Annotated in this window: 25 protein-coding genes and 1 tRNA gene; 8 read left to right on the forward strand and 18 right to left on the reverse strand. The window is 53.9% G+C overall.

All coding sequences use genetic code 11. From position 1 onward, the window contains the following. Nucleotides 1-3 precede the first annotated feature (3 nt). Complete coding sequence (locus JNO48_01460; GenBank protein ID QTE68604.1) at nucleotides 4-1,677, reverse strand: DAK2 domain-containing protein; 1,674 nt, start codon at nucleotides 1,675-1,677, stop codon at nucleotides 4-6. A 43-nt stretch (nucleotides 1,678-1,720) separates the two neighbouring features. Continuing rightward, nucleotides 1,721-2,071 carry an Asp23/Gls24 family envelope stress response protein gene (locus tag JNO48_01465; GenBank protein ID QTE68605.1) on the reverse strand — a complete coding sequence of 117 codons (351 nt, stop codon included), beginning with the start codon at nucleotides 2,069-2,071 and terminating at the stop codon, nucleotides 1,721-1,723. Between the two features lie 420 nt (nucleotides 2,072-2,491). On the opposite strand from JNO48_01465, the gene JNO48_01470 reads away from it, so the two are divergent. The 3 genes from JNO48_01470 to JNO48_01480 are packed head-to-tail and all read left to right on the forward strand — an operon-like array spanning nucleotide 2,492 to nucleotide 5,571. Beyond that, nucleotides 2,492-3,676 carry a PLP-dependent aminotransferase family protein gene (locus JNO48_01470; protein QTE68606.1) on the forward strand — a complete coding sequence of 395 codons (1,185 nt, stop codon included), beginning with the start codon at nucleotides 2,492-2,494 and terminating at the stop codon, nucleotides 3,674-3,676. Between the two features lie 12 nt (nucleotides 3,677-3,688). Further along, on the forward strand, nucleotides 3,689-4,918 hold the full coding sequence (locus JNO48_01475) for a tyrosine--tRNA ligase (protein QTE68607.1): 1,230 nt from the start codon (nucleotides 3,689-3,691) through the stop codon (nucleotides 4,916-4,918). Beyond that, the gene (locus JNO48_01480; protein QTE68608.1) at nucleotides 4,915-5,571 is read left to right on the forward strand and encodes a YigZ family protein; all 657 of its coding nucleotides are present in this window, start codon (nucleotides 4,915-4,917) and stop codon (nucleotides 5,569-5,571) included. The genes JNO48_01475 and JNO48_01480 overlap by 4 nt, the downstream gene beginning before the upstream one ends. On the opposite strand, the gene deoD is transcribed toward JNO48_01480, so the two are convergent. From deoD to JNO48_01515, 7 genes are all read right to left on the reverse strand, one after another. Next, nucleotides 5,560-6,276 (reverse strand): purine-nucleoside phosphorylase, encoded by a 717-nt coding sequence (gene deoD / locus JNO48_01485; protein ID QTE68609.1) that lies wholly within the window; start codon nucleotides 6,274-6,276, stop codon nucleotides 5,560-5,562. The genes JNO48_01480 and deoD overlap by 12 nt on opposite strands. A gap of 19 nt (nucleotides 6,277-6,295) precedes the next feature. Continuing rightward, a complete protein-coding gene (locus JNO48_01490) occupies nucleotides 6,296-6,994 on the reverse strand; it encodes a TetR/AcrR family transcriptional regulator (protein QTE68610.1) in 699 nt (232 codons plus the stop codon). A 24-nt stretch (nucleotides 6,995-7,018) separates the two neighbouring features. Next, on the reverse strand, nucleotides 7,019-8,251 hold the full coding sequence (locus JNO48_01495) for an aminoacetone oxidase family FAD-binding enzyme (protein ID QTE68611.1): 1,233 nt from the start codon (nucleotides 8,249-8,251) through the stop codon (nucleotides 7,019-7,021). A gap of 24 nt (nucleotides 8,252-8,275) precedes the next feature. Then, nucleotides 8,276-9,031 (reverse strand): methyltransferase, encoded by a 756-nt coding sequence (locus JNO48_01500; protein QTE68612.1) that lies wholly within the window; start codon nucleotides 9,029-9,031, stop codon nucleotides 8,276-8,278. 76 nt (nucleotides 9,032-9,107) lie between these two features. Continuing rightward, nucleotides 9,108-10,607, reverse strand: a complete 1,500-nt coding sequence (glgA, locus tag JNO48_01505) for a glycogen synthase GlgA (protein ID QTE68613.1) — start codon at nucleotides 10,605-10,607, stop codon at nucleotides 9,108-9,110. A 12-nt stretch (nucleotides 10,608-10,619) separates the two neighbouring features. Beyond that, nucleotides 10,620-11,741 carry a glucose-1-phosphate adenylyltransferase subunit GlgD gene (glgD, locus tag JNO48_01510; protein ID QTE68614.1) on the reverse strand — a complete coding sequence of 374 codons (1,122 nt, stop codon included), beginning with the start codon at nucleotides 11,739-11,741 and terminating at the stop codon, nucleotides 10,620-10,622. Nucleotides 11,742-11,764: 23 nt separating this feature from the next. Then, nucleotides 11,765-12,949 (reverse strand): glucose-1-phosphate adenylyltransferase, encoded by a 1,185-nt coding sequence (locus JNO48_01515; GenBank protein ID QTE68615.1) that lies wholly within the window; start codon nucleotides 12,947-12,949, stop codon nucleotides 11,765-11,767. A gap of 343 nt (nucleotides 12,950-13,292) precedes the next feature. On the opposite strand from JNO48_01515, the gene JNO48_01520 reads away from it, so the two are divergent. Together JNO48_01520 and JNO48_01525 are read left to right on the forward strand one after the other, a co-directional pair. Then, on the forward strand, nucleotides 13,293-13,862 hold the full coding sequence (locus tag JNO48_01520; GenBank protein ID QTE68616.1) for an RNA polymerase sigma factor: 570 nt from the start codon (nucleotides 13,293-13,295) through the stop codon (nucleotides 13,860-13,862). Continuing rightward, complete coding sequence (locus JNO48_01525; protein ID QTE68617.1) at nucleotides 13,849-14,307, forward strand: hypothetical protein; 459 nt, start codon at nucleotides 13,849-13,851, stop codon at nucleotides 14,305-14,307. The genes JNO48_01520 and JNO48_01525 overlap by 14 nt, the downstream gene beginning before the upstream one ends. 11 nt (nucleotides 14,308-14,318) lie before the next feature. Here JNO48_01525 and sigH read toward each other — a convergent pair whose 3' ends face one another. From sigH to JNO48_01545, 4 genes are all read right to left on the reverse strand, one after another. After that, nucleotides 14,319-14,948 (reverse strand): RNA polymerase sporulation sigma factor SigH, encoded by a 630-nt coding sequence (gene sigH / locus JNO48_01530; GenBank protein ID QTE69654.1) that lies wholly within the window; start codon nucleotides 14,946-14,948, stop codon nucleotides 14,319-14,321. Between the two features lie 106 nt (nucleotides 14,949-15,054). Continuing rightward, nucleotides 15,055-16,104, reverse strand: coding sequence for a 23S rRNA (guanosine(2251)-2'-O)-methyltransferase RlmB (gene rlmB, locus JNO48_01535; protein QTE68618.1), 1,050 nt, complete (start codon nucleotides 16,102-16,104; stop codon nucleotides 15,055-15,057). Beyond that, nucleotides 16,094-16,840, reverse strand: coding sequence for an FAD-dependent thymidylate synthase (locus tag JNO48_01540; GenBank protein QTE69655.1), 747 nt, complete (start codon nucleotides 16,838-16,840; stop codon nucleotides 16,094-16,096). The genes rlmB and JNO48_01540 overlap by 11 nt, the downstream gene beginning before the upstream one ends. A 10-nt stretch (nucleotides 16,841-16,850) precedes the next feature. Continuing rightward, a complete protein-coding gene (locus JNO48_01545) occupies nucleotides 16,851-17,264 on the reverse strand; it encodes a ribonuclease III (protein QTE68619.1) in 414 nt (137 codons plus the stop codon). Between the two features lie 126 nt (nucleotides 17,265-17,390). Here JNO48_01545 and JNO48_01550 point away from each other — a divergent pair. Beyond that, nucleotides 17,391-17,463 (forward strand) — tRNA-Lys (locus JNO48_01550). Nucleotides 17,464-17,566: 103 nt separating this feature from the next. On the opposite strand, the gene JNO48_01555 is transcribed toward JNO48_01550, so the two are convergent. The 4 genes from JNO48_01555 to JNO48_01570 all read right to left on the reverse strand — a co-directional run bounded on the left by JNO48_01555 (nucleotide 17,567) and on the right by JNO48_01570 (nucleotide 20,356). Further along, nucleotides 17,567-17,737 carry a 4Fe-4S binding protein gene (locus JNO48_01555; GenBank protein QTE68620.1) on the reverse strand — a complete coding sequence of 57 codons (171 nt, stop codon included), beginning with the start codon at nucleotides 17,735-17,737 and terminating at the stop codon, nucleotides 17,567-17,569. Nucleotides 17,738-17,824: 87 nt separating this feature from the next. Continuing rightward, the gene (locus JNO48_01560; GenBank protein QTE68621.1) at nucleotides 17,825-18,994 is read right to left on the reverse strand and encodes a stage 0 sporulation family protein; all 1,170 of its coding nucleotides are present in this window, start codon (nucleotides 18,992-18,994) and stop codon (nucleotides 17,825-17,827) included. Continuing rightward, on the reverse strand, nucleotides 18,988-20,010 hold the full coding sequence (gene holB, locus JNO48_01565) for a DNA polymerase III subunit delta' (GenBank protein ID QTE68622.1): 1,023 nt from the start codon (nucleotides 20,008-20,010) through the stop codon (nucleotides 18,988-18,990). Before holB ends, JNO48_01560 begins: the two co-directional genes overlap by 7 nt. 13 nt (nucleotides 20,011-20,023) lie before the next feature. After that, nucleotides 20,024-20,356, reverse strand: a complete 333-nt coding sequence (locus JNO48_01570) for a cyclic-di-AMP receptor (protein ID QTE68623.1) — start codon at nucleotides 20,354-20,356, stop codon at nucleotides 20,024-20,026. A 227-nt stretch (nucleotides 20,357-20,583) separates the two neighbouring features. On the opposite strand from JNO48_01570, the gene JNO48_01575 reads away from it, so the two are divergent. Beyond that, the gene (locus JNO48_01575; GenBank protein QTE68624.1) at nucleotides 20,584-21,756 is read left to right on the forward strand and encodes a nucleotidyltransferase family protein; all 1,173 of its coding nucleotides are present in this window, start codon (nucleotides 20,584-20,586) and stop codon (nucleotides 21,754-21,756) included. On the opposite strand, the gene JNO48_01580 is transcribed toward JNO48_01575, so the two are convergent. Further along, nucleotides 21,744-23,132, reverse strand: coding sequence for an NAD(P)/FAD-dependent oxidoreductase (locus tag JNO48_01580; protein ID QTE68625.1), 1,389 nt, complete (start codon nucleotides 23,130-23,132; stop codon nucleotides 21,744-21,746). The two genes, JNO48_01575 and JNO48_01580, sit on opposite strands and share 13 nt — an antisense overlap. A 137-nt stretch (nucleotides 23,133-23,269) precedes the next feature. Here JNO48_01580 and JNO48_01585 point away from each other — a divergent pair, with 137 nt between their 5' ends. Then, on the forward strand, nucleotides 23,270-24,346 hold the full coding sequence (locus tag JNO48_01585; GenBank protein QTE68626.1) for an LCP family protein: 1,077 nt from the start codon (nucleotides 23,270-23,272) through the stop codon (nucleotides 24,344-24,346). Nucleotides 24,347-24,361: the final 15 nt, after the last annotated feature.

Raw genomic sequence — 24,361 nt, forward strand, 5'->3', positions numbered from 1 at the left:
GCTTTACTCCACGGAGATCAGATAGTAGTACAGCGGCTGGCCTCCGTTATGGCATTCCACATCGCAGAAATCATATTCCTGCTCAATGGCGTCTGCAAGATCCTTTGCGTCCTCTTCCTTCACATCTGCCCCATAGTAGACAGTGATCAGTTCATCCTCGTCGGTCACAATGTTTTTCATCATTTCAGTCACGACTTCCTGGATGGACGAACCGGAAAATTCAATCTTGCCGTTGTGCAGACCGATAATGTCGCCCTGCTTGATTTCAATCCCATTATACTCACTGTCCCGGATCGCGTAAGTCACCATGCCGGTTTTGACATGCTGGGAGGCTTCATCCATCCGGGCCACATTCTCGTCCGGTTCCAGGTCATTCTGGAACGCAATCGCTGCCGCAATGCCCATCGCGACATTCTTTGTCGGAATCACGCGGACATCCTTCTTGCTCAGTTCGGCTGCCTGGTTGGCTGCGAAAATCACGTTTCCGTTGTTCGGCAGGATAAACACACACTGGGCTGGCACCTGATTGACCGCATTCAGCAGGTCATCCACCGACGGATTCATCGTCTGTCCGCCTTCCACAATCTGGTCCACACTCAGGTCATGGAAGAACTGGGAAAAACCGGCGCCCAGGGAAACCGCCACAAATCCGTATTTCTTTTCAGGTTCAGCAGGCGCTGCCGGTTCTGCTTCCTCAGCCGGCTGTGCTGTTCCGTTTTCCGCATCATATGCCCGTTTCATTTCCGCCAGGTTGTCAATCCGGATTTCGGAGATCTCCGCCAGTTCAATACCGTATTCCAGCGCAGAACCGGGATTGTCCGTATGGACGTGCACCTCGGCTTTTGTCAGGTCACCGCTGACCGATACATTGTCGCCGATCCGGTTCAGGCGGCGGCGGAAGGAGTCCAGGTCATGCTCGTCACAGTCCTCCCGGAATCTGGAAAGCGTGAAATTGACACAGTAGGAATACGTAAGTTCCTTACTCAGGTCATGGCAGTCATCGGAATCCGCAATGCTGTCATTTTCCATCCCGGTTTCCGCCATGCTGATATCTTCGCCGCGGAGTACAGCAGCATACCCCTGATAAATCAGCAGCAATCCGCGTCCGCCGGAGTCCACAACACCGGCCTGTTTCAGGGCCGGAAGCATATCAGGTGTTTTCTTCAGAATGGCCTCGCCGCTCTTCAGGATCACATTGAACAGTTTGTCGTAATCTTCCGGATCGTTGGCCGCCTGTTTCATGGCATCCTCAGCAACCACGCGGGCAACCGTCAGGATTGTGCCTTCCTTGGGCTTCATCACGGCCTTATAGGCCATCTCGGCACCTTTCCCCAGCGCCTCGGCAAACTGAACCGGAGTAATCTTTTCAATTCCGCTCACCGCTTTTGCAAAACCGCGCAGCAGCTGGCTTGTGATTACACCCGAGTTGCCGCGTGCGCCTTTCAGCGCTCCCTTGGCCAGGGCGTTTGCCGCCTCATCCGCCCGGAGGAATTCCTTGCTGTTCACTTCCCGGGTGGCAGACTGCATGGTCAGGGACATATTTGTACCGGTATCACCGTCCGGCACAGGGAAAACGTTCAGGGCATCCACCGCTTCACGGTTCTTTTCCAGCAGTGCTGTGCCGGCCATCACCATATCGCGCAGCAGGAGGCCGTCAATTGTCTTAAACTGAATCAAGAAATTTTCCTCCGTATTACAATACTTGTGAGTTCAAACAGGATCAGATCCGGATGCCTTCCACCGAAATACTGATCTTCCGGACTTTGACACCGGTCATGCTTTCCAGTTTATACCGAACCGTTTCGACAATGGTCTTGCAAACTTCGGAAATGGAAATTCCGTATTCGACAATGATAAAAAGATCCACATCAAGCATATCGCCGACATTCCGGATCTGGACGCCCTTGGACAGGTTTTCCCGTCCCAGCCATTCAGAAATCCCGTCTGTTGCCCGCTTACCGGACATTGCCACAATCCCGTAGCATTCCAGGGCAGCATAGCCGACAACCTTCAGCATGACGTCTTCCGCAATATAGATTGTGCCGTAATCATTCTTGATTTTGCATTCCATTGAATACGCCTCCTTGCACATCCCGAGGAAATAGCCGGGCTGCAGTATCCTGAAAAAGACCCAGTAAATTATACAGGATTTCGGGGGCTTAATCAAGCTTTTTCCAAAATGCCCATGCCGCGGGCACTTGACATTTTGCCTTCCGTCGGTCATAATATGGCCAATACGATGATGGGAAGATGTTCCCCGGAAACGGTCTTCAGAGAGCTTCCGGCAGGTGGAAGGAAGCGTCCGGCGGGGAAATGTACATCCCGGAGTTATCGTCTGAAAGCTGCGGCAAGTAGGATGGATCCGGTGCGCCGGTTACAGCGTTCAGATGAGGACATTGCATGGTTGTCCGCAATGTCAAATGGAAGTGGTACCGCGGTTCTTCGCCTTCCGGAGAACTGCGGATTTTTTGTTTTTGAAGGAGGCTTTTCCATGGACCAGTCCGCTGTTCATTTTGCCCACCGGTTTGACAATGTATCCGGAAGCGCTATCCGGGAAATCTTCAAGATCATTGCGCAGCCCGGCATGATCTCGTTTGCCGGCGGCAATCCTTCCCTCAATGCCCTTCCCGACAGGCTGGTTTCCGAGCTGGCCGTCGATGTCCTGGCACAGAACGGGAAAGCGATCCTGCAGTACGGGGCAACGGAGGGATACGCGCCTTTCCTGGAGAGCCTTCATGCTTATGCTGCGGATATGCTGAAGTGTGAAATCCCGGCCGTCCTGCCGGTTACCGGTTCCACCCAGGCGATGGACCTGCTCTGCAAGGCCATGATTGATCCCGGTGACACGATTCTGGTGGAAAATCCTTCCTTCCTGGGCAATCTCCAGTGCATGAAGCTTTATCAGGCCAACCTGGTGCCGGTGGAAAGCGATGGAGACGGGCTGCTTCCGGATGATCTCGAAGCGAAAATCCGGCAGCACCATCCCAAGATGCTCTACACGATTCCGACATTCCAGAACCCGACCGGGAAGACGCTTCCGGCAGACCGCCGCAGGCGTATTGCGGAGCTTGCCAATGAGTACCATGTCGTGGTGGCGGAGGATGATCCGTACCGTGATCTTCGCTATACAGGCTCTCCGCTTCCTTCCATCAAGAGTTCCGATACAGATGGATGGGTGATGTTCCTCGGCAGTTTCAGCAAGATCATTTCTCCCGGCCTGCGCGTCGGTTTCATGGCCGGCGATGCGTCCATCATCCGGAAATGCACGGTCGGCAAGCAGTCCACTGACGTCCATACAGCCAACCTGAACCAGGCGGTTGTGGACCAGTTCATTCGCCGCGGTCTGCTGCCGGGCCATATCGCTTCCATCTGCGCCGAGTACGGAAAGAAGATGAAGCTGATGCTGGACCAGCTTTCCGCATTCCCCGGCGGCGTCTCCTATACAAAGCCGGAAGGCGGCCTGTTCATCTGGGCGGAACTTCCGGAGAACATCAGCGCGCTTGACATGCTGACCAAAGCCATCGATAAAAAGGTTGCCTTTGTCCCCGGCACGCATTTCTGTGTCGGCGGCGGCCACGAAAACACCATTCGGCTGAACTTCTCCAACAGTACCGAAGAACAGATCATAACCGGCATGGGCATCCTGAAGGACCTGATTGCCGAAGCAATACGATAAGGAGGAATCCCCATGGAACACATTCTCGACATTCTGAAAGAGCGCGGCTTTATCGCGCAGGTTACATTTGAGGATGAACTGTACGAGCAGCTGAAGAATCCGACCGTTTTCTATGTCGGCTTTGACCCGACTGCCGACAGCCTCCATATCGGCCATTATATCCCGATTATGGCGATGGCGCATATGCAGCGGGCCGGCCATAAGCCCATCGCCCTGATGGGCGGCGGAACCGCCATGATCGGCGATCCGTCCGGCAAAACCGATATGCGGAAAATGCTGACCACCGAAGCAATCGACCACAACGTTGAATGCATCAAGAAGCAGATGTCCCGCTTCCTTGATTTCAGTGACGGGAAAGCCGTCATCGTAAATAACGGGGACTGGCTGCGCCACCTGAACTTTATTGAGTTTATGCGGGATATCGGCTCCCAGTTCTCCGTCAACAAAATGCTCACCGCAGACTGCTACAAAGCCCGTATGGCAACTGAGAACGGCCTCAGCTTCCTGGAATTCACCTACATGCTGATGCAGAGCTATGACTTCCTCGAACTGTTCCACCGCTTTGGCTGCCGGCTGGAAATGGGCGGCAACGACCAGTGGAGCAACATGCTCGGCGGTGCGGACCTGGTCCGGAAAAAGGAGGGCGAAAAGGCTTTTGCCTGCACCTTCCAGCTGCTCCTGACCCATGACGGCCGGAAAATGGGCAAAACGGAAGCCGGCGCACTCTGGCTGGATCCGGTCAAAACCTCTCCCTATCAGTTCTACCAGTACTGGAGGAACGTGGATGACAAGGACGTGGAAAAGTGCCTTGCCCTGCTGACCTTCCTGCCCATGGATGAAGTGCGCCGCCTGGGTGCTCTCCGGGATTCTGAAATCAACGAGGCCAAGAAGGTCCTGGCCTATGAAGTCACCAAGCTGGTTCATGGTGAAGAAGAAGCCCGGAAAGCCGCGGATGCATCCGCTTCTCTCTTCGGCGGCGGCGCTTCCATGGAGAATGTCCCGACCCTGGAGGTTTCAGAAGCGGAGCTGAACGAGGATGCCCGTGTTTCCACAATGCTGGTCCGTTCCGGCCTCTGCAAGAGCCAGAGCGATGCCCGGAAACAGATCGAGCAGAACGCGGTCTCCCTGGATGACAGCAAGGTGACCGATCCGGCTGCGCAGATTTCCGTCTCGCAGCTGAAAGAGGACGGAATCCTCCTGAAAAAAGGCAAGAAGGGATTCTGCCGCATCAAGCTGGCATGAAAGACTCGTATATTACCGTAAAATCATCGGCCTCCGATGAATTCACAATCGAAAAAAGCCGGTTCATCGGCTATGCATGTCCCTGTGCGACAGAAAGCGAAGCCCTGTCCTTCCTGCAGTCCGTCCGCGATCAGCACCACGGGGCAACACACCACTGCTATGCGTATATCATCGGTGAAAACGCCGGGATTATGCGGTACAGTGACGACGGAGAGCCCGGCGGTACCGCCGGGCTCCCGATTGTCGAAGTGATGAAATCTTCGCATGTGGTAAATTGCTGTGTGGTTGTCGTCCGGTATTTCGGCGGTGTCCTGCTGGGGACCGGCGGCCTTGTCCGTGCCTATACGCAGGGCTGTAAAACAGCCCTGAACGCAGCCGGAATCGCCAGGATGGAGCTGACTTCCCGGATGCTCTGCGACATTCCGTATTCCTGCTGGGACTCACTCTGCCACGCTGCCGGGAACCTGCCCGTCCGGATTGAAAATCCCGAGTTTGCCTCCTCCATCACATTTACCCTCGCCGTCCGCACACGGGACCTGGCTTCCGTAACAGATGCCCTGAACCGTGTTACCGGCCGGAAAATCGAAATGATTCCGGGGGAAGAGCTGTACGTTCCATGGGAAGTGGAGAAATCCGGCCCGTCAGGCGATTGAAAGGGCCAGTTCCATCATTTTGGTGAAACCTTCCTGCCGTTCTTCCGCACTGGTAATCTCTCCGGTAACCAGGCTGTCGGAAATCGTACAGATACAGAGCGCGTTTTTGCCTGCCCGCGCGGCGTTCAGATAGAGCGCCGCGCTTTCCATTTCAATTGCAAGCACGCCCTGCCTTGCCAGTACTTCATTTTCCTCTTTGCTGATGTCCGAATAGAACATATCACTGCTGAAAACAGGTCCGGCAAATGCCCGGATTCCCATTTCTTCCGCCTTGTCCATCGCTTTGCGGAGCAGATCATAGCTGCAGCACGGCGCGGCACTGCCTGTAAAACCGAATGCTTTGATATATCCGGAATTGGTGTAGGCGCTCATGCCGATTACAATATCCCTTACCTTGATTTCAGGGCGAAGCGCACCTGCACTGCCGATCCGGATGATATTGTCCACATTGTAAAAATTGAACAGCTCATAGGAATAGATTCCGATGGACGGGCATCCCATGCCGCTGGCCATCACGGATACCCTTTTCCCATGCCAGGTTCCGGTATATCCCTGGACTCCGCGGACATTGTTGACAAGTACCGCATTCTCCAGGTAATGTTCCGCAAGGAATTTTGCCCGCATCGGGTCTCCGGGCATCAGGACAGTTTTTGCAAAATCGTTCTCTCCTGCAGTGATGTGGGGGGTCGGGATATTGGGATTCATGTTTCAGTCCTCCTTATGATTAATGTTGACGATTCCAGGAATAATGAATCTGTTCGGTCAGGCGGATCAGTTCATCCAGATTCATCAGGCGGATGGATCCGAATGGAGCAGACAGCAGTCTTTCCACAGAATGGCGGTAATGCTCGGTCAGGCTGAGCAGTTCGGCAGGATCCGTCTCCGATCCGGCCTGTTCATTCCGGATAATGAGCATACAGATCCGGATCCAGCAGTCATGAATCACCAGCCAGCACATTTCTGCGGAGTGCTGCGGATCTGTACAGTAAAACTCACCGGTTTCATTCCCGCGTTCGATCTCCTTCACTGTGGACGGCAGCATCATTTCCGTCAGTGCATCCGCATAGCCGGCTCGGACCTGTCTTCCCTCCGGAAGGGTGAAAACCGGAAGAAGCATCCTCAGGAAAGACAGGTTTTCCCCGTTCAGGGGCATTGCGCCGGAAAAAAGCCGGTTGATGTTCTCAGCTGCCGGCATGCTGTCCGTAAGGCCCGAAAGGATCTGTTCCATTCCGTTTTTTGCACGGGTCCGGCATATTTCCTCCAGCAGCAGTTCCTTGCTGGCATAATGATGGTAGAAACTGCCCTTGCTGGTATGCAGTGCATCCAGGATATCCTGGACGCTGGTTGTTTCGTATCCATTCCGGCAGAACATCGTCTCTGCTGTCTGCAGGATAACCTGCTTTTTGATATCCCCTTTTTTCAACTTGTTATTCACCTCCTCCGGATTTCAGAAATCCGGTTTACGCCCGTTCAGTCCGGCCAGGATGCCGGAACCGAACGCAAACATCAGATTAAACCCGCCGCAGTCTCCGTCCACATCCAGAATTTCCCCGGCTGCATGCAGGCCGGGTACCAGAACGGATTCCAGGGTATCCGGCCGGAATTCTTCACAGGCAGCTCCGCCTGCCGTCACCTGGGCATTTTCCATTCCCCGGGTGCCGGTTACTGTGATCCGGTAATGATGCATCGTGTAAATCAGTGCGGGGATGATTTCCCCGGGGATTTCTCCCAGTTTTTCACCGTGCAGGGGAACTCCCGCCTGTTTCATCACCGCATAGGATATCCTGGAAGGGACCAGCCCGACCAGCATCGTCTGTGCTTCCATATCCGCATAGCATTTCATCCGCCGGATCAGCTCTTCCGACAGGGCGGTATCATCCGGGAACAACCGGTCTGCGATGTCCAGTTCCAGGCAGCATCCTTCTCCGGAAATAAACCTTGCGCACTGCATCACACAGATTCCGCTGACACCGGTGTCAGAAAAAAGGACTTCTCCGGATTCCCGGTGCAATTCTTTTCCGGACGGATCAGTCAGGGTTACAGTGCACCGGATCCGGATTCCGGACAGCCCGGATATACTCCGGCGGTCTGTTTCAACGGGAACAAGGGCCGGAAATAAAGGATGAATTGCGTGACCGAATCCCTTCAGGATCCCGTAACCGCTTTCCGCACTGCCGGGTTTCAGCGCCGCCGCTCCTCCCGCCGCCACGATGACCCTGCGGGCACGGATTCTGTTCCCGTTCTCCGCTTCCAGAAGAAAAAAACCGTCGTTTCCTTTCCGGCACAGGCGGATTCGCGTATTCAGGCATATCTCTGCTTTCCGGCTTCCGATCTCCCGCCTGAGCACATCCAGGACAGACGCGGCCTGGTATGTGCACGGATAAACACGGCCGTCACTCTCCCGGGCAAGCGCCAGTCCGATACAACTCCAGAAACGGGTCTGCTCCGCAGCTCCGCAGCGGGAGATCACGTTTTCCGCAAAGGAAGCGCCCCCATAATACCGGGGAATGCCCGCATTCATCAGATTGCACCGTCCGTTCCCGGAAGCCAGAATTTTCCGGCCGATGGAGGAGGCGCCTTCCAGAACAATCACACGGTCACCCAGCCGGGACGCCGCTGCGCAAGCCGCCAGTCCCGCCGCGCCGCCGCCGATGATGGCCAGATCGTAGATATTCTCCATTCCGTCATACTTCCTTGTGTCAATTCAGACCGGATTCTGTTCCTGTATATGATAAATAGACTTGAGTTTGTTTGTCAAGTGCATGCTGTTGTCGTAAATTATCAGCGGAGCCATGGGCTTCAGGGTTGGCCGTGCATCCTTTACTCCTTCAATCAGCACCAGGTTCGCGGGCTTGTTTTCCCGGGGATACACCAGCTGGAAGCGTTTGGGCTCCAGATGGCACCGGCGCATCATTTCCATCGCCTGCAGCATCTGCGGAGCCGGATACACCATGCTGAATTTTCCCTTTCCCCGCAGGATCCGGAATGCGGCAGTAAAAAACCGGCAGAGGGTATCTTCCTCCTGGTTCCTTGCTGTCGCCCGATCGGGAAACGGGCTCGTCAGCGAAGCCCCGTGTATCCCGTAGGGCGGATTGCAGATTACCGCATCGACACTGCAGGGAGGAAGCAGCCGGTCTGCGTTTCCGGCATCCCCGCAGATGATGGACACTCTGTCTTCCAGGTGATTGAGCACCATCGTCCGGGATGCCATTTCGCAATACTCTTCCTGAATCTCAATCGCCCGGAAAAGCTGCCCTTTATCTCTTCCAATGAGCAGAAGCGGAAGAATTCCTGTTCCCGTTCCGAAATCCGCCACTGTATCCTCTTTCCGGACTGCTGCAAAATCAGCAAGCAGTACGGAATCCATTCCAAACCTGAATCCCGTTTTTTTCTGCAGCAGCTGAAGTCCGCCCAGCTGCAGATCCTCCACCGTCTCATCTTCACGAATCAATTGATCCAAAGTCGCTTGCCTCCATGCATTTTTCAAAAAGAGATGCGCACGTTCGGCGCATCTCTTTTATAGCATCTGCAACCTGTTACAGGTCTTCCATCACCACCGGATTCTTTTCAGGAACCCGGGGCGGTTCTTCCGGCTTTTTCTCTGCAAACAGATCCTGGTAAATCTTCATATATTCACCGGCGGAATGAGTCCAGCTGTAGTCCCCTTCCATTCCGCGCCTCTGGATAATCTTCCAGATATCCTGATGATGCAGGTAATAATCCACTGCGCGCTCAATCGTATGCAGCATATCATGCGCGTTATAGTTGAAGAATGTGAATCCGTTTCCTTCACCGGAGAACTCATTGTAGCTCAGCACGGTGTCCCGCAGTCCGCCGGTTTCCCGAACGATCGGAACCGTACCGTACCGCATCGCAATCATCTGGCTCAGACCGCATGGTTCAAACTGGCTGGGCATCAGGAACATGTCCGCGCCGGCATAAATCTTATGGGCCAGCGCGTGATCCATCGTAAACCGGGCGGCTACCCTGCCCTTGTATTCTCCTTCTGCCCAGCTGAACAGGTTGAAATACCGGCCTTCACCCATTCCCAGGACCACCAGCTGGATATCCTGCCGCATAATATCGGCAATCACATAGTCCACCAGGTCCAGGCCCTTCTGGTTGCTCAATCGCCCGACCATTCCGATAATCGGGACATCCGGACGCACATCGAGGCCCAGTTCCTCCTGGAGGGCTTTCTTGCATGCTGCTTTTCCGGTCAGGTCATCCATGGAATAGACAGACGCGATTCTCTGATCTTTCGCCGGGTCATAATCCGCCATGTCAATTCCGTTCAGGACACCGTGCAGGTCGCCTTTCCGTGCCCGGAGGAGGCCGTCCAGCCGCTCCCCGTAATACGCAGTCTGGATTTCTTCGGAATAGGACGGACTGACGGTCGTAATCGCATCGCTGTAGACCAGCGCCGCCTTCAGGAAGTTGGCACATCCGAAGCATTCCAGTTTGTCATCCGTCCAGAGGCTGTCACCGAGCCCCAGGATATCCTGGACTTCACGGATTCCGAAGATGCCCTGATACTGGAGGTTATGGATGGTAAAGACCGTTTTGATTTTCCCGTAGAACGGCAGGTGGGCATACTGGATCTTCAGGAGCGCGGGCACCATGCCGCTCTGCCAGTCATGGGCATGGATCACATCCGGCTGGAAATCAATCAGCGGCAGCATATTCAGGACGCCGCGGCAGAAGAAGCCGAACCGTTCATATTCATCGCCGCCCATTCCGTAGATGTACGGTCTTCCGAAATAGAACTTGTTATCCATGAAGTACCAGGTAACTCCGTCCATTTCGATCTTTTCGATTCCGCAGTACTGACGGCGCCAGCCCAGCTGAACCTCGAAGTCGCATACGTGAACCATTTTTTCCGTGTACTCCTGCGGAATTGCACTGAAATCCGGAATGATTACACGGACATCATGCCCCTGCGCAGCGAGCACGGGAGCCAGTGCACCGACCACGTCAGCCAGACCGCCGGTTTTGACAAACGGTACAGACTCACTGGCAGTAAACAGGATTTTCACGATGATTCCTCCTTAAATCACAACATTCTTGCCGATTACAATCGGATATGCTTCCGGTCCGATCAGGCGGGCATTCTGCCGGATAATCGCTTCCTTGTCCAGGATGCAGTTTTCAATATAGGCTCCCTCCTGCACCTGGCCATCCTGCATGATGATACAGTTTTTGACGTGGGCATTTGGAGCGATCTTGACGCCGCGGAAAAGCACGCTGTTTTCCACTTTTCCTTCAATCTGGCAGCCGTCTGCCACCAGGGAATTCAGCTCGGTCGAATTGTCACCGTAGTAAGCCGGCATTTCATCGCGGACTTTTGTATAAACCGGAAGCTCGTCCCGGAACAGTCCCTTCCGCATTTTCGGATCCAGGATCTCCATGTTGAACCGGAAATAGCTCTGGACAGAATCGATATGCCAGCATTTCCCCTTGTATTCATAAGCATTGATCTTCGCGCTGCGGCTCTGGATCAGGCGGAGGAAAATATCCTTATCCATGGAATGCAGGCCGTGTGCGACTGCTTTGTCCACCAGGTCCAGCAGCAGTTCGCGTTTCATCACAAACACCTGCATATAGCAGTTCCCGTATGCAGGATGGGTCGGCTGAACCTCCATATCGGTTACGTCGCCGTTCTCCTCAACCTTGATATACGTGCCGTACTCATCCCGGATCATGGTGGGATCCTTGGTGTACATCAGGGTGATATCCGCACCTGTTTCCCGGTAAAAACTGATCAGTTCATCCAGGCGGGCATTGTACAGGATGTTGCTGTTGCTCAGCACCAGGGTTTCCTGCTTGCTGCGGGTCAGATAGCTGTTGTTGGATCGGAGAGCATCCAGGATGCCCGGATACAGTCCGACATTCTCACGCGTCAGGAACGGCGGCAGAATATGAAGGCCCTCATGTTTGCCGTGCAGATCCCATTCCTTGCCGGATCCGAGATGGTCCATCAGGCTGTGATAATTTTTCTGCATGATCACGCCGATGTTTTTCATTCCGCCGTTCACCATGCTGGAAACCAGGAAGTCAATCACGCGGAATCTGCCCGCGACCGGCATGGCGGCGATTGCCCGGGTAATCGTCAGTTCCCGGAGTCTGGCGTCATTTTCACCGGTATAGATAATTCCCATTATATCTTTCATTCTATTTCATTCCTTTCCATTTCTCAGAAAGAATACGACTCGTCCACCTGTTGTCCGGCCGGAACGGTTGCTCCCGCGGGAATCGAAATACCCTGTCCGATCACCGCAATATTCCCTTCTTCTTCCCCGACGATTGCACCGGCGCCGATTACGGCATTTTCAGCAACAATGGTCCTGCGGATGACAGCGCCCCGCTTGATGACACTGCCGGGCATAATCACGCTGGATTCAACATACGCGCCTTCTTCCACCACAACACCGGCAAACAGAATGGAATGATGGACATTCCCGTACACCTCGCCGCCTTCGGTGATCAGCGTATCGGTGACAGTCGCGCCCTTGGCGATATAGTGGGGCGGCATTCCCGGGTTCTTGGCATATATCCGCCATTTCTTGTCATGCATATCCATCGGCATCGGATTCTCAAGCAGGTCCATATTGGCCTCCCAGAGGCTTTCAATGGTTCCCACGTCTTTCCAGTACCCGGTAAAGTTATAGGCCATCATCACCTGGTTGTCATTAAGCATGTTCGGGATGATGTTTTTACCGAAGTCATTGGAGCTTCCCTTGTCCGCTTCATCATCTGTCAAGTATTTGTACAGTTTCTCCCATGTGAAGATATAGACACCCATGGAAGCTTTGTTGCTCTTCGGTTTTTTCGGTTTTTCCTCAAATTCGATGATCCGGTCATTTTCATCGGTATTCATGATGCCGAAACGGGGAGCTTCCTCCCAGGCGACCGGACGGACCGCGATCGTCGCGTCCGCACCATGGCTGATGTGGTAATTCAGCATGGCATTGTAATCCATCTTGTAGATATGGTCGCCGCTCAGGATCAGCACATAATCCGGATTGTACTGTTGGATAAATGCAATATTCTGGTAAATTGCATTTGCTGTGCCGCGGTACCACTCCCCGCTTTTCCCCTTCTGGTACGGGGGAAGCACGAAAACGCCGCCGTTGGAAATATCCAGGTCCCACGGGGCGCCGCTTCCGATATAGGCATTCAGTTCCAGGGGCTGGTACTGAGTCAGCACGCCAACCGTATCAATGCCGCTGTTGGTACAGTTACTCAGCGGAAAGTCGATTATTCTGTACTTCCCGCCATACGGAATTGCCGGTTTTGCCACATTCTTGGTCAGAATACCAAGCCGGCTTCCCTGGCCGCCAGCGAGAAGCATTGCAACACAAGTCTTTTTTCTTAACACAGGATAACACGCTCCTTTATTATTTTGATGTGCACGCATAATACACGAACTGACATGCAAAATCGTTTTATGCTTTCTCTGGTAGTATATTAACCCGTTTACGACACTTTCGTCAAGTGCAATTTGCACATTCGGCAGGTAACAAATCCTTGCGGACTGGTTTCAATTATTGACGGATTGTGTTATACTATTTTATTGATAACTGTATTGAAACGTTTTCTGTCATCAGTTATCCGGACCTGCACCGCGCTCTGTACCGGCAATGGCATTCCGGTTTTCGGCCGGTATTCTTGCCGCGGTGAAATTTTATCGGATTTTTTCCGTTAACGGGGGAATAAACCGCTTGTTTGTTTCGTTACTATCAATGGAAGAGGGTTCCGGCCTCCGGCCGGCAGACGGAAACGGTTCTCCCGCTTCCGGGCTCTCTTTTGAACAGCTATACGATCTGTACGCTACCGACGTTCTCCGTGTATCGTATTATTATCTCGGAGACCGTCAGCGCGCGGAGGATGTTACGCAGGATGTATTCGTCCGGTTCCTCACTTCCCGTCCTCCCCTGGTGGAGGGACGGGAAAAGGCGTGGCTCCTGAAAGTTGCGCTCAACCGGTGCCGGGATCTCTGGCGCGGTGCATGGATGAAACGAGTCGTCCTGGGGCATCCGGCTTTCGAGCTGTTTCCGGCAGATGATGAAATTGGCCGCCTGGCGGAGAATACTGCCCTGGCGGAAGCGGTCAACCGGCTGCCTGCGATTTTCAAGGAGGTTGTCCTGCTGCACTATTATCAGGGATACGGAGTATCCGAAATTTCCATGATGCTCGATATTTCAGAAGGCACGGTATCCTCCCGGCTCAGCCGGGCCCGGACGCGCCTGGCAAATGATTTGAAAGGAGATGGAGCAGATGAGCAGAATTGAACAATTGCCCGAAGTAACGGAACAGGTCCTCTCCGGTCTCCAGGCCGGTGATGAACTGAAAAACCGTATTTACCGGAAAGCCCTTGAACCGGATTCTGTTCCGGCCCGCCGTTCCGTACGGATCCCGATGATCGCACTCTGCTCTCTTTCCGTAGTGATGATTGCACTGGTGGCAGTTCTCGGCCAGGTGCGCTCCCTGAACGATTCCGATACCGCAGATATCCGGACAATCACCGCCGGTGCGCGCCGGATTGAATCACCGGTTATCCTGCAGACGATTATCGACGAAACTGTCAGCCAGTATACCACCGGGATTCCGGTTCCGGATGAAACGGAAGAAGCAGCCCCTGAAACAGGCGAAACCGATGAGGCTGAAGAAGATGATGAAGCGGCGGATTCTGCCGAACCCGCCGCTTCCATTCCTGAAAACCAAAGCACAAACTGATAACCGGTCGGTTATACCCACTTTTCTTCCAGATACTTTTCAAGCTTTCTCTTTACGCGCTGTAACGCATTGTCAATGGATTTGACATGGCGTCCCAGCGCGTCTGCTATTTCCTGGTAACTTTTTCCGTCCAGATAGGCCTGCAGGACTTCCTGTTCCAGCCCGGAGAGCACCTCGCTGATCTTGTTGTGGATATTTCCCAGGTTTTCCCGGTTGATAATCAGCTCTTCCGGATCGGATATCCGTCCTTCCATAATCACATCCAGCAAAGTACGGTCGCTTTCCTCATCATACAGGGGCTTATTCAGCGATACATAACTGTTCAGCGGAATATGCTTCTGCCGGGTTGCCGTCTTGATGGCGGTAATAATCTGGCGGGTAATGCAAAGCTCCGCAAATGCCCGGAATGAGCTGAGCTTTTCCGGTTTGAAATCTCGGATCGCCTTATAGAGCCCAATCATTCCTTCCTGCACAATATCCTCATGGTCCGCGCCGATCAGAAAATAACTCCTCGCTTTGGCCCGGACAAAATTCTTGTACTTGTTCAGCAGGTATTCCTCGGCTTCAGAATCACCCTGGTGGCACATTTCAACCACCTGTTCATCATTCATCTGCTGATAGCGGGCGCTCAGGAATCCCATTTCGTTTTCTTCGCTGACAGCAGTATCGGGTGCGCTATTCATTTCTTCCGGCTGTTCGTCCGGCACTCTGTTCTCATCCAGCATGCAGTTCTCCCGCCCTCAGTTGTCATTCATTCCGCGCTGTGAACACCCGATACATCATGATGCCTGCGGCAACAGATGCATTCAGGCTGTCCAGATGTCCTTTCATCGGAAGGGATACGGATTCATCGCACTTTTCTTCTGTCAGCCGGCTGATTCCCTCGCCTTCGGCGCCGATCACGAGCGCAGTTCCGCCTTCAAAGGAGACTTCACGAAAATCCTTTCCGTTCATCGTCAGCGCATAAACCCAGATGTTTTCCTTCTGGAGTTCCTCAATGGTACGGTTCAGGTTCATCACGCGCGCCACTTTCACATACTCAACCGCACCGGCGGATGATTTGACAGCAGCCGGCGTCAGTCCGACACTGCGGTGCTGCGGCACAATCACGCCATGTGCACCCACACATTCTGCCGTTCGGATAATCGCACCGAGATTGTGGGGGTCTGTCACCCCGTCCAGAATAATGATAAAGGGCGCTTCGCCCTTTTCACGGGCAGCTTCCAGGATATCCTCCACCGTGCAGTACTGATAGGCAGAAGCAAATGCGATCAGGCCCTGATGCCGCGGTGCAATCTCGTCCAGGCGGCTCTTGTCCACGGTCTGGATCATGATTTTCTGTTCCTTGGCTTTCTGGATAATCTCCAGGGCAGATCCGGACAAGTCACCCTTCTGGACCATCAGTTTCTCCAGGTCCCGATGATTCTTCAGCGCTTCGCGGATCGGATTCCGGCCGGTCAGGATATACTTTTCCGTATCGGTATCCTGCTCCGGACGGGATTCAAAAGAAGGAATCCGTTCGCGGCGTGGGCGCGCCTCCTCCCGGTATTCATAATCACGGTATCCGCCGTTCTTCCGGCTGCTGTCCCGTTCCGTTTTTCCATCCGGGAAAGGCCGTCCGGTCCGGCGCAGGCCATCTTCTGCTTTGCGGGCTGCCGCCGGGCGGAAACTGCTCCGTTCCCGTGGATTGTCCCCGTTTTTCCGCCCCCCCGCAGGCGCAAATCCTTTCCGTTCCCGCTGGCCGTATGAGGCCGCCGGGGTTTTCTTCCGATCCTTGCTGCTGTAATTATTCGGCATGATGATTCTCCTCATTCAGGCGGGCAAGAAGCTTTTCCCGCTCTTCCCGCTTAATTGTCTGCATTCCGCAGCTTTTTTCCCCTTCCGGGCATTTCCCGCGAAGGCAGGCCGGTCCGGCATCCCGGAAAAGCTCCGGGGAAACCTGAAGGCAGAGCTCGTGCATCTTTTCCGCCAGGGTGCGAATCTCCCACTGGGCACGTGAGCACATCCGCAGGCTGAAGAAATGGCGGAGCTCCCGTACGTTCATGGTTACAAGCATCCGTGTTTCACAGGCGTTCGGAAGGACAAACCGGGCATCTTCATTCGACTTTTCCCCCTGCTTTCCGAGTCTTTCCTGCCAGTTTTTGTACCATTCCTCAATCTGGTTCATCTGGGCATGGTATTCCTGAACAGCCGCCTCTCCGAGCGCCTCAATGCTCGGCGGAATAATATATCCGAATCCGTTCTCATAGGAAACGTACCGCTGGCTCTGAACCGAGAAGGCCACACCCACACGGTGCCGGGTAATCTGTGCCAGGAGCGCCCGGCTTACACCTTCAATCCCGAAGGTAAATGTGGCATGTTCCAGCACCGATTCATGTCCCATGTTCATCAGCCTCTGGATAAATGCAGACTGATCCTTCTCGGATATTTTGGCTTTCAGATCCTCAATATTGGCCTTGGAATAGCACAGTTTTGCTCCAAGGGATACCGTTTCCTCCGGAAATCCGGTATGCCGGATCAGAATCACATTCATCTGTTTTCTTTCAGCCATCGCCATTCCCTCCGATAATCATTCCGGCAAACTGCAGAATCCGGTCCTCCCTGCCGGTTATATAAAGAAACCCGATCAGGGCTTCAAATCCGGTCGCCGCCGAATAGTCCCCAAGCTCCTGGTTCTTCGGTGCAGGATGCCGCGCATGGGCGTTGCGTCCCCGCCGGATAATTTCCTGCTCCCGTTCATCAGTTTCCGGCAGGATCATTTCCAGAAAAGAAGCCTGTGCGGCTGCGTTTACATATTCCACACATGACCGGTGCATATGGTGGACATTCAGCCCCCGGTGTACGAGTGTATCCCGGACTACGGTTTCCCATACAGAATCACCCAGGTACGCCAGCTGAAGCGCATTCAGCATCCCGGCGTCCCGTTCTGCCAACGGTTCTGTCAGTCTCAGACTCAAGTTCATCCCTCCGCTGTTACGGAAAGATTATACCATAAATCAGTGAAAAAAATAGTCCTGCGATTTTTGAATATTTCTGCTTGACAAACCCTCTGTTTTCTGTATAATAACATCTGTTCGCTGTGAGCACCATTAGCTCAGTTGGTAGAGCACCTGACTCTTAATCAGGGTGTCTAGGGTTCGAGTCCCTAATGGTGTACAGGGCCTGCGGTTCAGACCGCAGGCTTTTTTCATGTTCCCGGTGGTTTCTGTAATAAAAAAACCGGCCATCATGATATGGCCGGCAAAACCGCGAAATCAGATTATGCCTGGGCAGGAGCTCCTACAGGGCAGGTCTCCGCGCAGGCACCGCATTCGATGCACACATCGGGATTGATTTCGTACTTGCCATCTCCTTCAGAGATCGCGTTCACGGGGCATTCCGCAGCGCAGGCGCCGCAGCTGATGCAGTCTTCAGAAATTTTGTAAGCCATAAATCCTACCTCCAAAAATTATTTGGGGAACGTTGTCACCCATAATATATCATCGAATACGTGTTTTTGCAATACCATCCGCGGGCATCAGTTGATCGCATCCATTGCTTTCTGCAGTGCATCCGCCCAGCTTCCCCGGGTGGTTGTCTCCGCTTTTTTCTCCGGAACCGAAACCGGTTTCTCCGCGGATCCGCTTTCTTCCTTTGGCCGGTTTGGATTTTCCCGCCGTACGGGTTTTCCCAACTGCTGTCCGTCCCGTCCGGAATTCCGGCTGCCTTTTTTTCCTTCCGGGTTTCCCGGCCGGCCGGAATCCGGTCTGGTATCACGCGGATCCGGTTCGCTGGCGCGCTCTGCTTCATTTCCGGATGTCTTATCCCCATTCCGGTTTTCAGCGTCCGCCGGGACACGGTTCTTTTTTCCCGCCGGCTGCGTGTTTTCATGCGTCTTTTCGGCATCAATCCGGACGATCTCCTCCAGCGGGAATTCCTTAATCTCACTGGAGTCACCGGTTGTAATCCGGACACTGACCGTTTCCTTCAGAATATTCAGATCAGAAACAATTCCCGTTCCTGCAGGCGTGGAAACTTCCCTGCCGGTTTTCGGCATCTTTTTTCGGGTCTGCTCATAATGATCCTGCTCATATTTCAGGCAGCACATCAGTCTTCCGCATACGCCGCTGATCTTGGTGGGATTCAGCGAAAGATTCTGTTCCTTGGCCATCTTAATGGATACCGGCTGGAATTCATCCAGAAACGCCCCGCAGCAGATGGGGCGGCCGCACGGACCGAGCCCTCCGAGCATTTTGGCTTCATCCCGGACCCCGATCTGCCGAAGTTCAATCCGCATTTTGAACACGGATGCCAGGTCCTTCACCAGGCTTCGGAAATCCACACGGCCGTTGGCAGTAAAATAGAACAGGATCTTGCTGTTGTCAAACGCATATTCCACAGATACCAGTTTCATATCCAGCTGATGCTCTGCAATTTTCTTCTGGCAGGTCTGATAGGCTTCCCGCTCTTTTTCCCGGTTCTCAGTACTGTGCTGGATGTCCTGCGGAGTGGCAATCCGGACAATTTTACGCATCGGCGCATTTGCGGATTCCTCCACTTCCCGGATCCCGATCACAACCTCCCCAAGGTCCAGTCCCTTGGCCGTATCCGCCACCACATAATCGCCGGGCTTCATCATCATGTCGCACGCGTCAAAATAATGAATTTTCCCGTTATTCTGAAATTGGATTCCAACAATTTTTACCATTTGTTTCCTTCCCCCATAAAGACAAAAAGAAGCTGTTCCAGAACCGCCTGGAAATTGACATTTGACTCCAGCTGCTTCCGGGCGTCACTGACTGCATTGATCAGGCCCGTAAAGGCTTCAGGCCCGGCTTTCCCGGAAAAGCGTCTCCAGTTATCCGGCAGGCCGGAAGCTTCACCGCCGGTCCCGTTCTGAAACCGGAAACGAGCCATCCGTTCCAGGGACGACTCCAGTATATTCAGCATGATTCCGGCTTCTGCTTTCCTGTCCTTCCAGCTGTTTGAGAGCCGGAGGATATCACTTCTGCCGGTCCCGGCCGGACGGAAGAACATGCTGTTTATTTCATCCCGTGTCTTCCAGTATTCCTCGTCACCGGCCAGTTCAAGCGCCCTGCCGATGGAGCCGTGCGCTTCTGCCATGCATTCCTCGGCGTGGCTTCCCCGGATTCCTTCCTGTGAGAGCACTTTCAGGATATACTCATCACTCCATGCTTTCAGCCGGATCGGACGGCATCTGCTGATTACCGTTGTGAGAAGCGTCTCCGGATGTTCTGTCACCAGAATGATATACGTGTTTTCCGGCGGCTCTTCCAGGGTTTTCAGCAGGCTGTTCTGTGCCTGGGCGGTCATCCGGTCCGCATCAAACAGAAGCACCACGCGGGCTTTTCCCTCCAGCGTATGGCTTCCGCAGATCCGGATCATTTCCCGGATATCATCCACCGGGATGGTCGTCCTGTCTTTCTTGCCGTCCGGTGCCAGCGGCACTCCCTGCCGGATGATCGTCATATCCGGATGCTCTCCCTGCTCGGCCAGCAGGCAGTCCCTGCAGGTGCCGCAGGGGCGTTTTTCGCCTGAACTGCACAGAAGAGCGGACGCCATCAGCTTTGCCAGCGTCCGTTTTCCGGTTCCTTTTTCTCCTGTGATCAGGCTTGCATGAACCAGCCTGCCTTCTGCCATCTGGGACAGCAGCCCGCTGACCTCTTTGCCCTGTTCATGAAAAGACGCTAATTCCGGTTTCATACCATCCGACCCGTTATACTTTCAGGAACTGTTCCACGTTCAGCACAAAGAGGGTCGCTCCTCCGACAGTAACTTCCATCGGAAATGCGGCATATTCCCCGTGGGTGATATTGTTGATGCCGGTGGTTGCAGCCGTCATCTGCTTCCTGCTCTTGCAGACAGTTTCGATAATATGGATTGCTTCGGATATCCGATCCTCATCGACACCGAGCAGCAGGGTGGTATTCCCGGCCCGCAGGAAACCGCCGGTGGTTGCCAGCTTGGTAACCCCGAACCCTTTTTGCATCAGCTTGGACAGCAGCTTAGAAGAATCTTCATCCTGAACGATCGCGATAATCAGTTTCATAATGAATCCTCCCTCCTGACAAATCAATTTAGTATATCCTACATCTGCCAGAAAATCAATATTCCCCGCTGTTCCGGGCTGTCCGGCCATTCTGTTTCAGGAATCATCCCTTTGTTTCATGTGCCTTTTCTGGTATAATCCTTATAACGCATATGATCCTGTCCGACCGGATCTGTATCCCGGTACCATCAGCTGAGCATGCTGGACCGGAACGTATGGAGGAAGAAATGTCAGATCGGAAAACCATTCTGGGGATTGTCGCCGAGTATGATCCTTTTCATAACGGACACGCCTGGCATCTTTCGGAGTCCCGGAAGGCCGTCTGTCCGGATTCCGTATATATCGCGCTTTCCCCCTGCCTGAAACAGCGGGGCGAATTATCCATGCTGTCCCCGTTTGACCGGGCTGCCTGTGCCGTCCACGAAGGCGCCGACGCCGTCTTTTTGCTGCCGGTTCTCTGGACTGTCCGGGACGCGGAGCATTATGCTTTCGGAGCTGTCCACATGCTTGCCGGCCTGGGGATTTCCCATCTGGCGTTCGGTGCGGAAACACCGGATCTTCATTTGCTGGATGGCATTGCCGGTCTTCTGGAGGATGTCCCGCCCCGTTTCACCGAAATGCTGAACCGGCAATTGTCCGGCGGAAAAGGATATCCCGCTGCGCTGTCAGCCGCTGTCGATGACTGTATGCCGGGAGCCGGTTCTGTGCTGTCCCGTCCGAACAACATCCTTGCCGTCTGTTACCTGCGTGTACTGCGCCGAATGCATTCGCATATTGTCCCGGTTGTCATTCCGCGCCGCGGCAGTTACCACAATCCGGATATCCGGCCGGAAGCACCGTCCGCTTCCGCACTTCGGGACAGCCTGTTCCGGGGTGTTTACCTGCCCGCATTTTCATCCATGCCGCCATTCTCCGCTGATCGGGTAAAGGCGGCTTTCCTGGACCGGCGGATTCCCGATCCGCGGAAACTGGACATTCTCCTGATCAGCAAACTCCGGACCGCTGATCTCTCCGGTCTTCCGGATTTGTCAGAAGGGCTGGAGAATGCCCTGAAAAAAGCAGCGTCGGTATGTTCTTCCCGTGATCAGCTGCTCCGGCAGCTGTCCACCCGCCGTTATCCGGGAGCACGGATCAGCCGGCTGATGGCTGCTGCACTGCTGGATATTACCCGTACACGGCTGGAGTCGCTTCCTCCTCCGGATCGTACGCTGCTGCTGTCGATTCGGAAAAGCTCCGCCCTCAGTGACCGCTGGAAAGATCTTCCGGTGAAAATCCACACGGCTGCTTCGGAATGGAAAAAAGCCGCGGATCCGGAAGATCTCGCGGCCTGGAAACTGTGGGCCGGCTGCTGCGGTCTGCCCGATTCAGTCCCTTATTCTGAAAAAATTTATACCGAATAGCCCATATCTGCCAGGATTTTCCGGGCCACGTGAACCCCGCTGGCACTGGCATGGGAGAGGCTGTGGGTCACACCGCTTCCGTCGCCGATCACATAGAGTCCGCGATACTGCGTCTCCAGGTTTTCATCAAGTTCCACTTCCATATTATAGAATTTTACTTCCACACCATACAGAAGCGTGTCGTCATTTGCCGTTCCCGGTGCGATTTTGTCGAGCGCGTAAATCATCTCAATGATCCCGTCCAGGATCCGCTTCGGAATCACAAGGCTCAGGTCTCCGGGAGTCGCGGTCAGCGTCGGGGTGACGAATGACCCGGCAATTCTTCCCGGCGTGCTTCTTCTGCCGCGGACCAAATCCCCGAAGCGCTGGACGATTACGCCTCCGCCCAGCATATTGCTGAGCCTTGCAATGGATTCACCGTACCCGTTTGAATCCTTGAAGGGTTCTGAAAAATGCTTGCTGACCAGCAGGGCAAAATTGGTATTGTCCGTATGCCGGGCCGGATCCTCATAGCTGTGGCCGTTCACAGTCACAATCCCGTTTGTGTTTTCGCTGACAACTGCTCCGTGGGGATTCATGCAGAATGTACGCACCAGGTCCTCAAATTTGGCGGTGCGGTAAACAATCTTGCTTTCATACAGTTCATCCGTCAGGTGGCTGAAAACAGCCGCCGGGATTTCCACCCGCACGCCGATGTCCACCCGGTTGCTGTGTGTCGGAATATTCATTTCCCGGCATACGCCTTCCATCCACTTGCTCCCACTTCGGCCGACAGATACAACGCACTGTGCCGCTGTCACAGTCGATCCGTCATCCAGCGTCACTTCAAATCCGCCTTCCGCTTTCCGGATTGCGGAAACTGCGGTTCCGAAAAAAAAGCTCACCTTGTCCTTCAGCTCGTGATACAGGTTTTCCAGCACCACATAGTTGATATCGGTTCCAAGATGCCGGACCTGTGCATCCAGCAGGTGCAGTCCGTGCTGGAGGCACATTTGCTTGATTGCGCTGTTGGCGGTGGAGTAAAGCTTCGTTCCCTCCCCGCCATACTGAAGATTGATGGAATCCACATATTTCATCAGTTCCATCGCCCGGCTCTTGCCGACATGCTCGTGAAGGCTGCCGCCGAAATCATTGGTCAGGTTGTATTTTCCATCCGAAAAAGCACCGGCACCGCCGAACCCACTCATGATTGAGCAGGTTTTGCACCGGATACAGCTTTTGACTTTCTCCCCGTCAATCGGGCATTTCCTGCGGTCCAGCGGATTTCCCAGCTCATATACCGCGATTTTCATCGCGCGGCCGGAATCCCGGGTCAGTTCATAGGCAGTAAAGATTCCCCCGGGGCCGGCGCCGACAATCAGGACATCATAATCCATTTCTGATAAACCCCTTGCTGTATTGAACTATGTACGGATTATATCATTCTTTTCGGGAAAAGCAAATTTACATTCCCATCGTTTCATTGTATAATAAAATGTGTATTTGTTCCCTTTGGGAAAAGGAGTGTTGTGCCTTGGCGCGTAGGCTGATTTGTGTTTTCCTGTTCATCATTCTGCTGGTTCCGGCTGCAGCATCGGCATCTGATACCGGCTGGGCAGATGAATTCAAAAACCAATATGAACGGAATCCTGTTCCGTTTGAGATTGTACCATGGGATGAGCTTCCTCCGGATAATCCGGACCAGCACCATTATCTCCTGCTGGTTCTGGATCAGAAAAACCGGAACGCCCGTCCGGATGATGCAAAAAACCCTTCTGAAGCCGCAGGAAAACACAAGGATGACTGGGGCAATACAGACGGTATTGTGATTCTGACCCTGGACACCCGTGCCAAGCGTATTATGCTGACCTCCATCATCCGGGACGCGATCATCCAGCGGCCGGACACTACGGAAACCAAAAACCACTATGGCCGGATTAATTACGTGTACAACGATTACGGACCTGAAGCACTGTGCCGGGTAATCGGCGAGCATCTTGGCTTCCGGATCGAAAAGTATATGATGTTCACCTTTTTCCAGGTCCGGGACGTAATTGCCCTCCCGATCCTGGGGAGCAGTGTGGATGTCCAGCTCAGTTCAGCCGACATCAGTTACCTCCGGAACAATTATGAAGTGGATCCCGGCTGGGTGGTTTCGGTGGACGGGCAGTATGATATTGCCCGGAACCGGAGGGCCCCGGAAGGCCTGTACCGGCTGAAGCCCTGGGCTGCGGTCCTGTATATGCGGATCCGGAAGGATAACAGCCAGGGTGACCTGATGAGAACCCAGCGTGCCCGGAATGTCCTCAGCGCTCTGGCAGACAAGTGCCGCGGTTTTTCACTGGATGAGGCAAACGCCCTGGCCAATGAGCTCGCAAACCTGAGCAACAAAACCAATATGTCTGCCCAGGATCTGCTTGAAGCCGCCGGATATGCCTGGCAACTGCGGAACTGCACCATTGAAGAACTTCGCATTCCGGCCGAGGGCGACAGCCGTCCAATCTGGTTTGCCGGAATGGCCGCAAGGGAAATCAACTGGCCGGTTGCCCGTGCCAAGATGCAGGATTACCTGCAGAACAGTTTCCTGGTCATTGATGATGACGATGAATAACGAAAGGTAAGTTAC

It is taken from the genome of Clostridiales bacterium, assembly GCA_017569285.1.
Lineage (GTDB): Bacteria > Bacillota > Clostridia > Christensenellales > Aristaeellaceae > Aristaeella.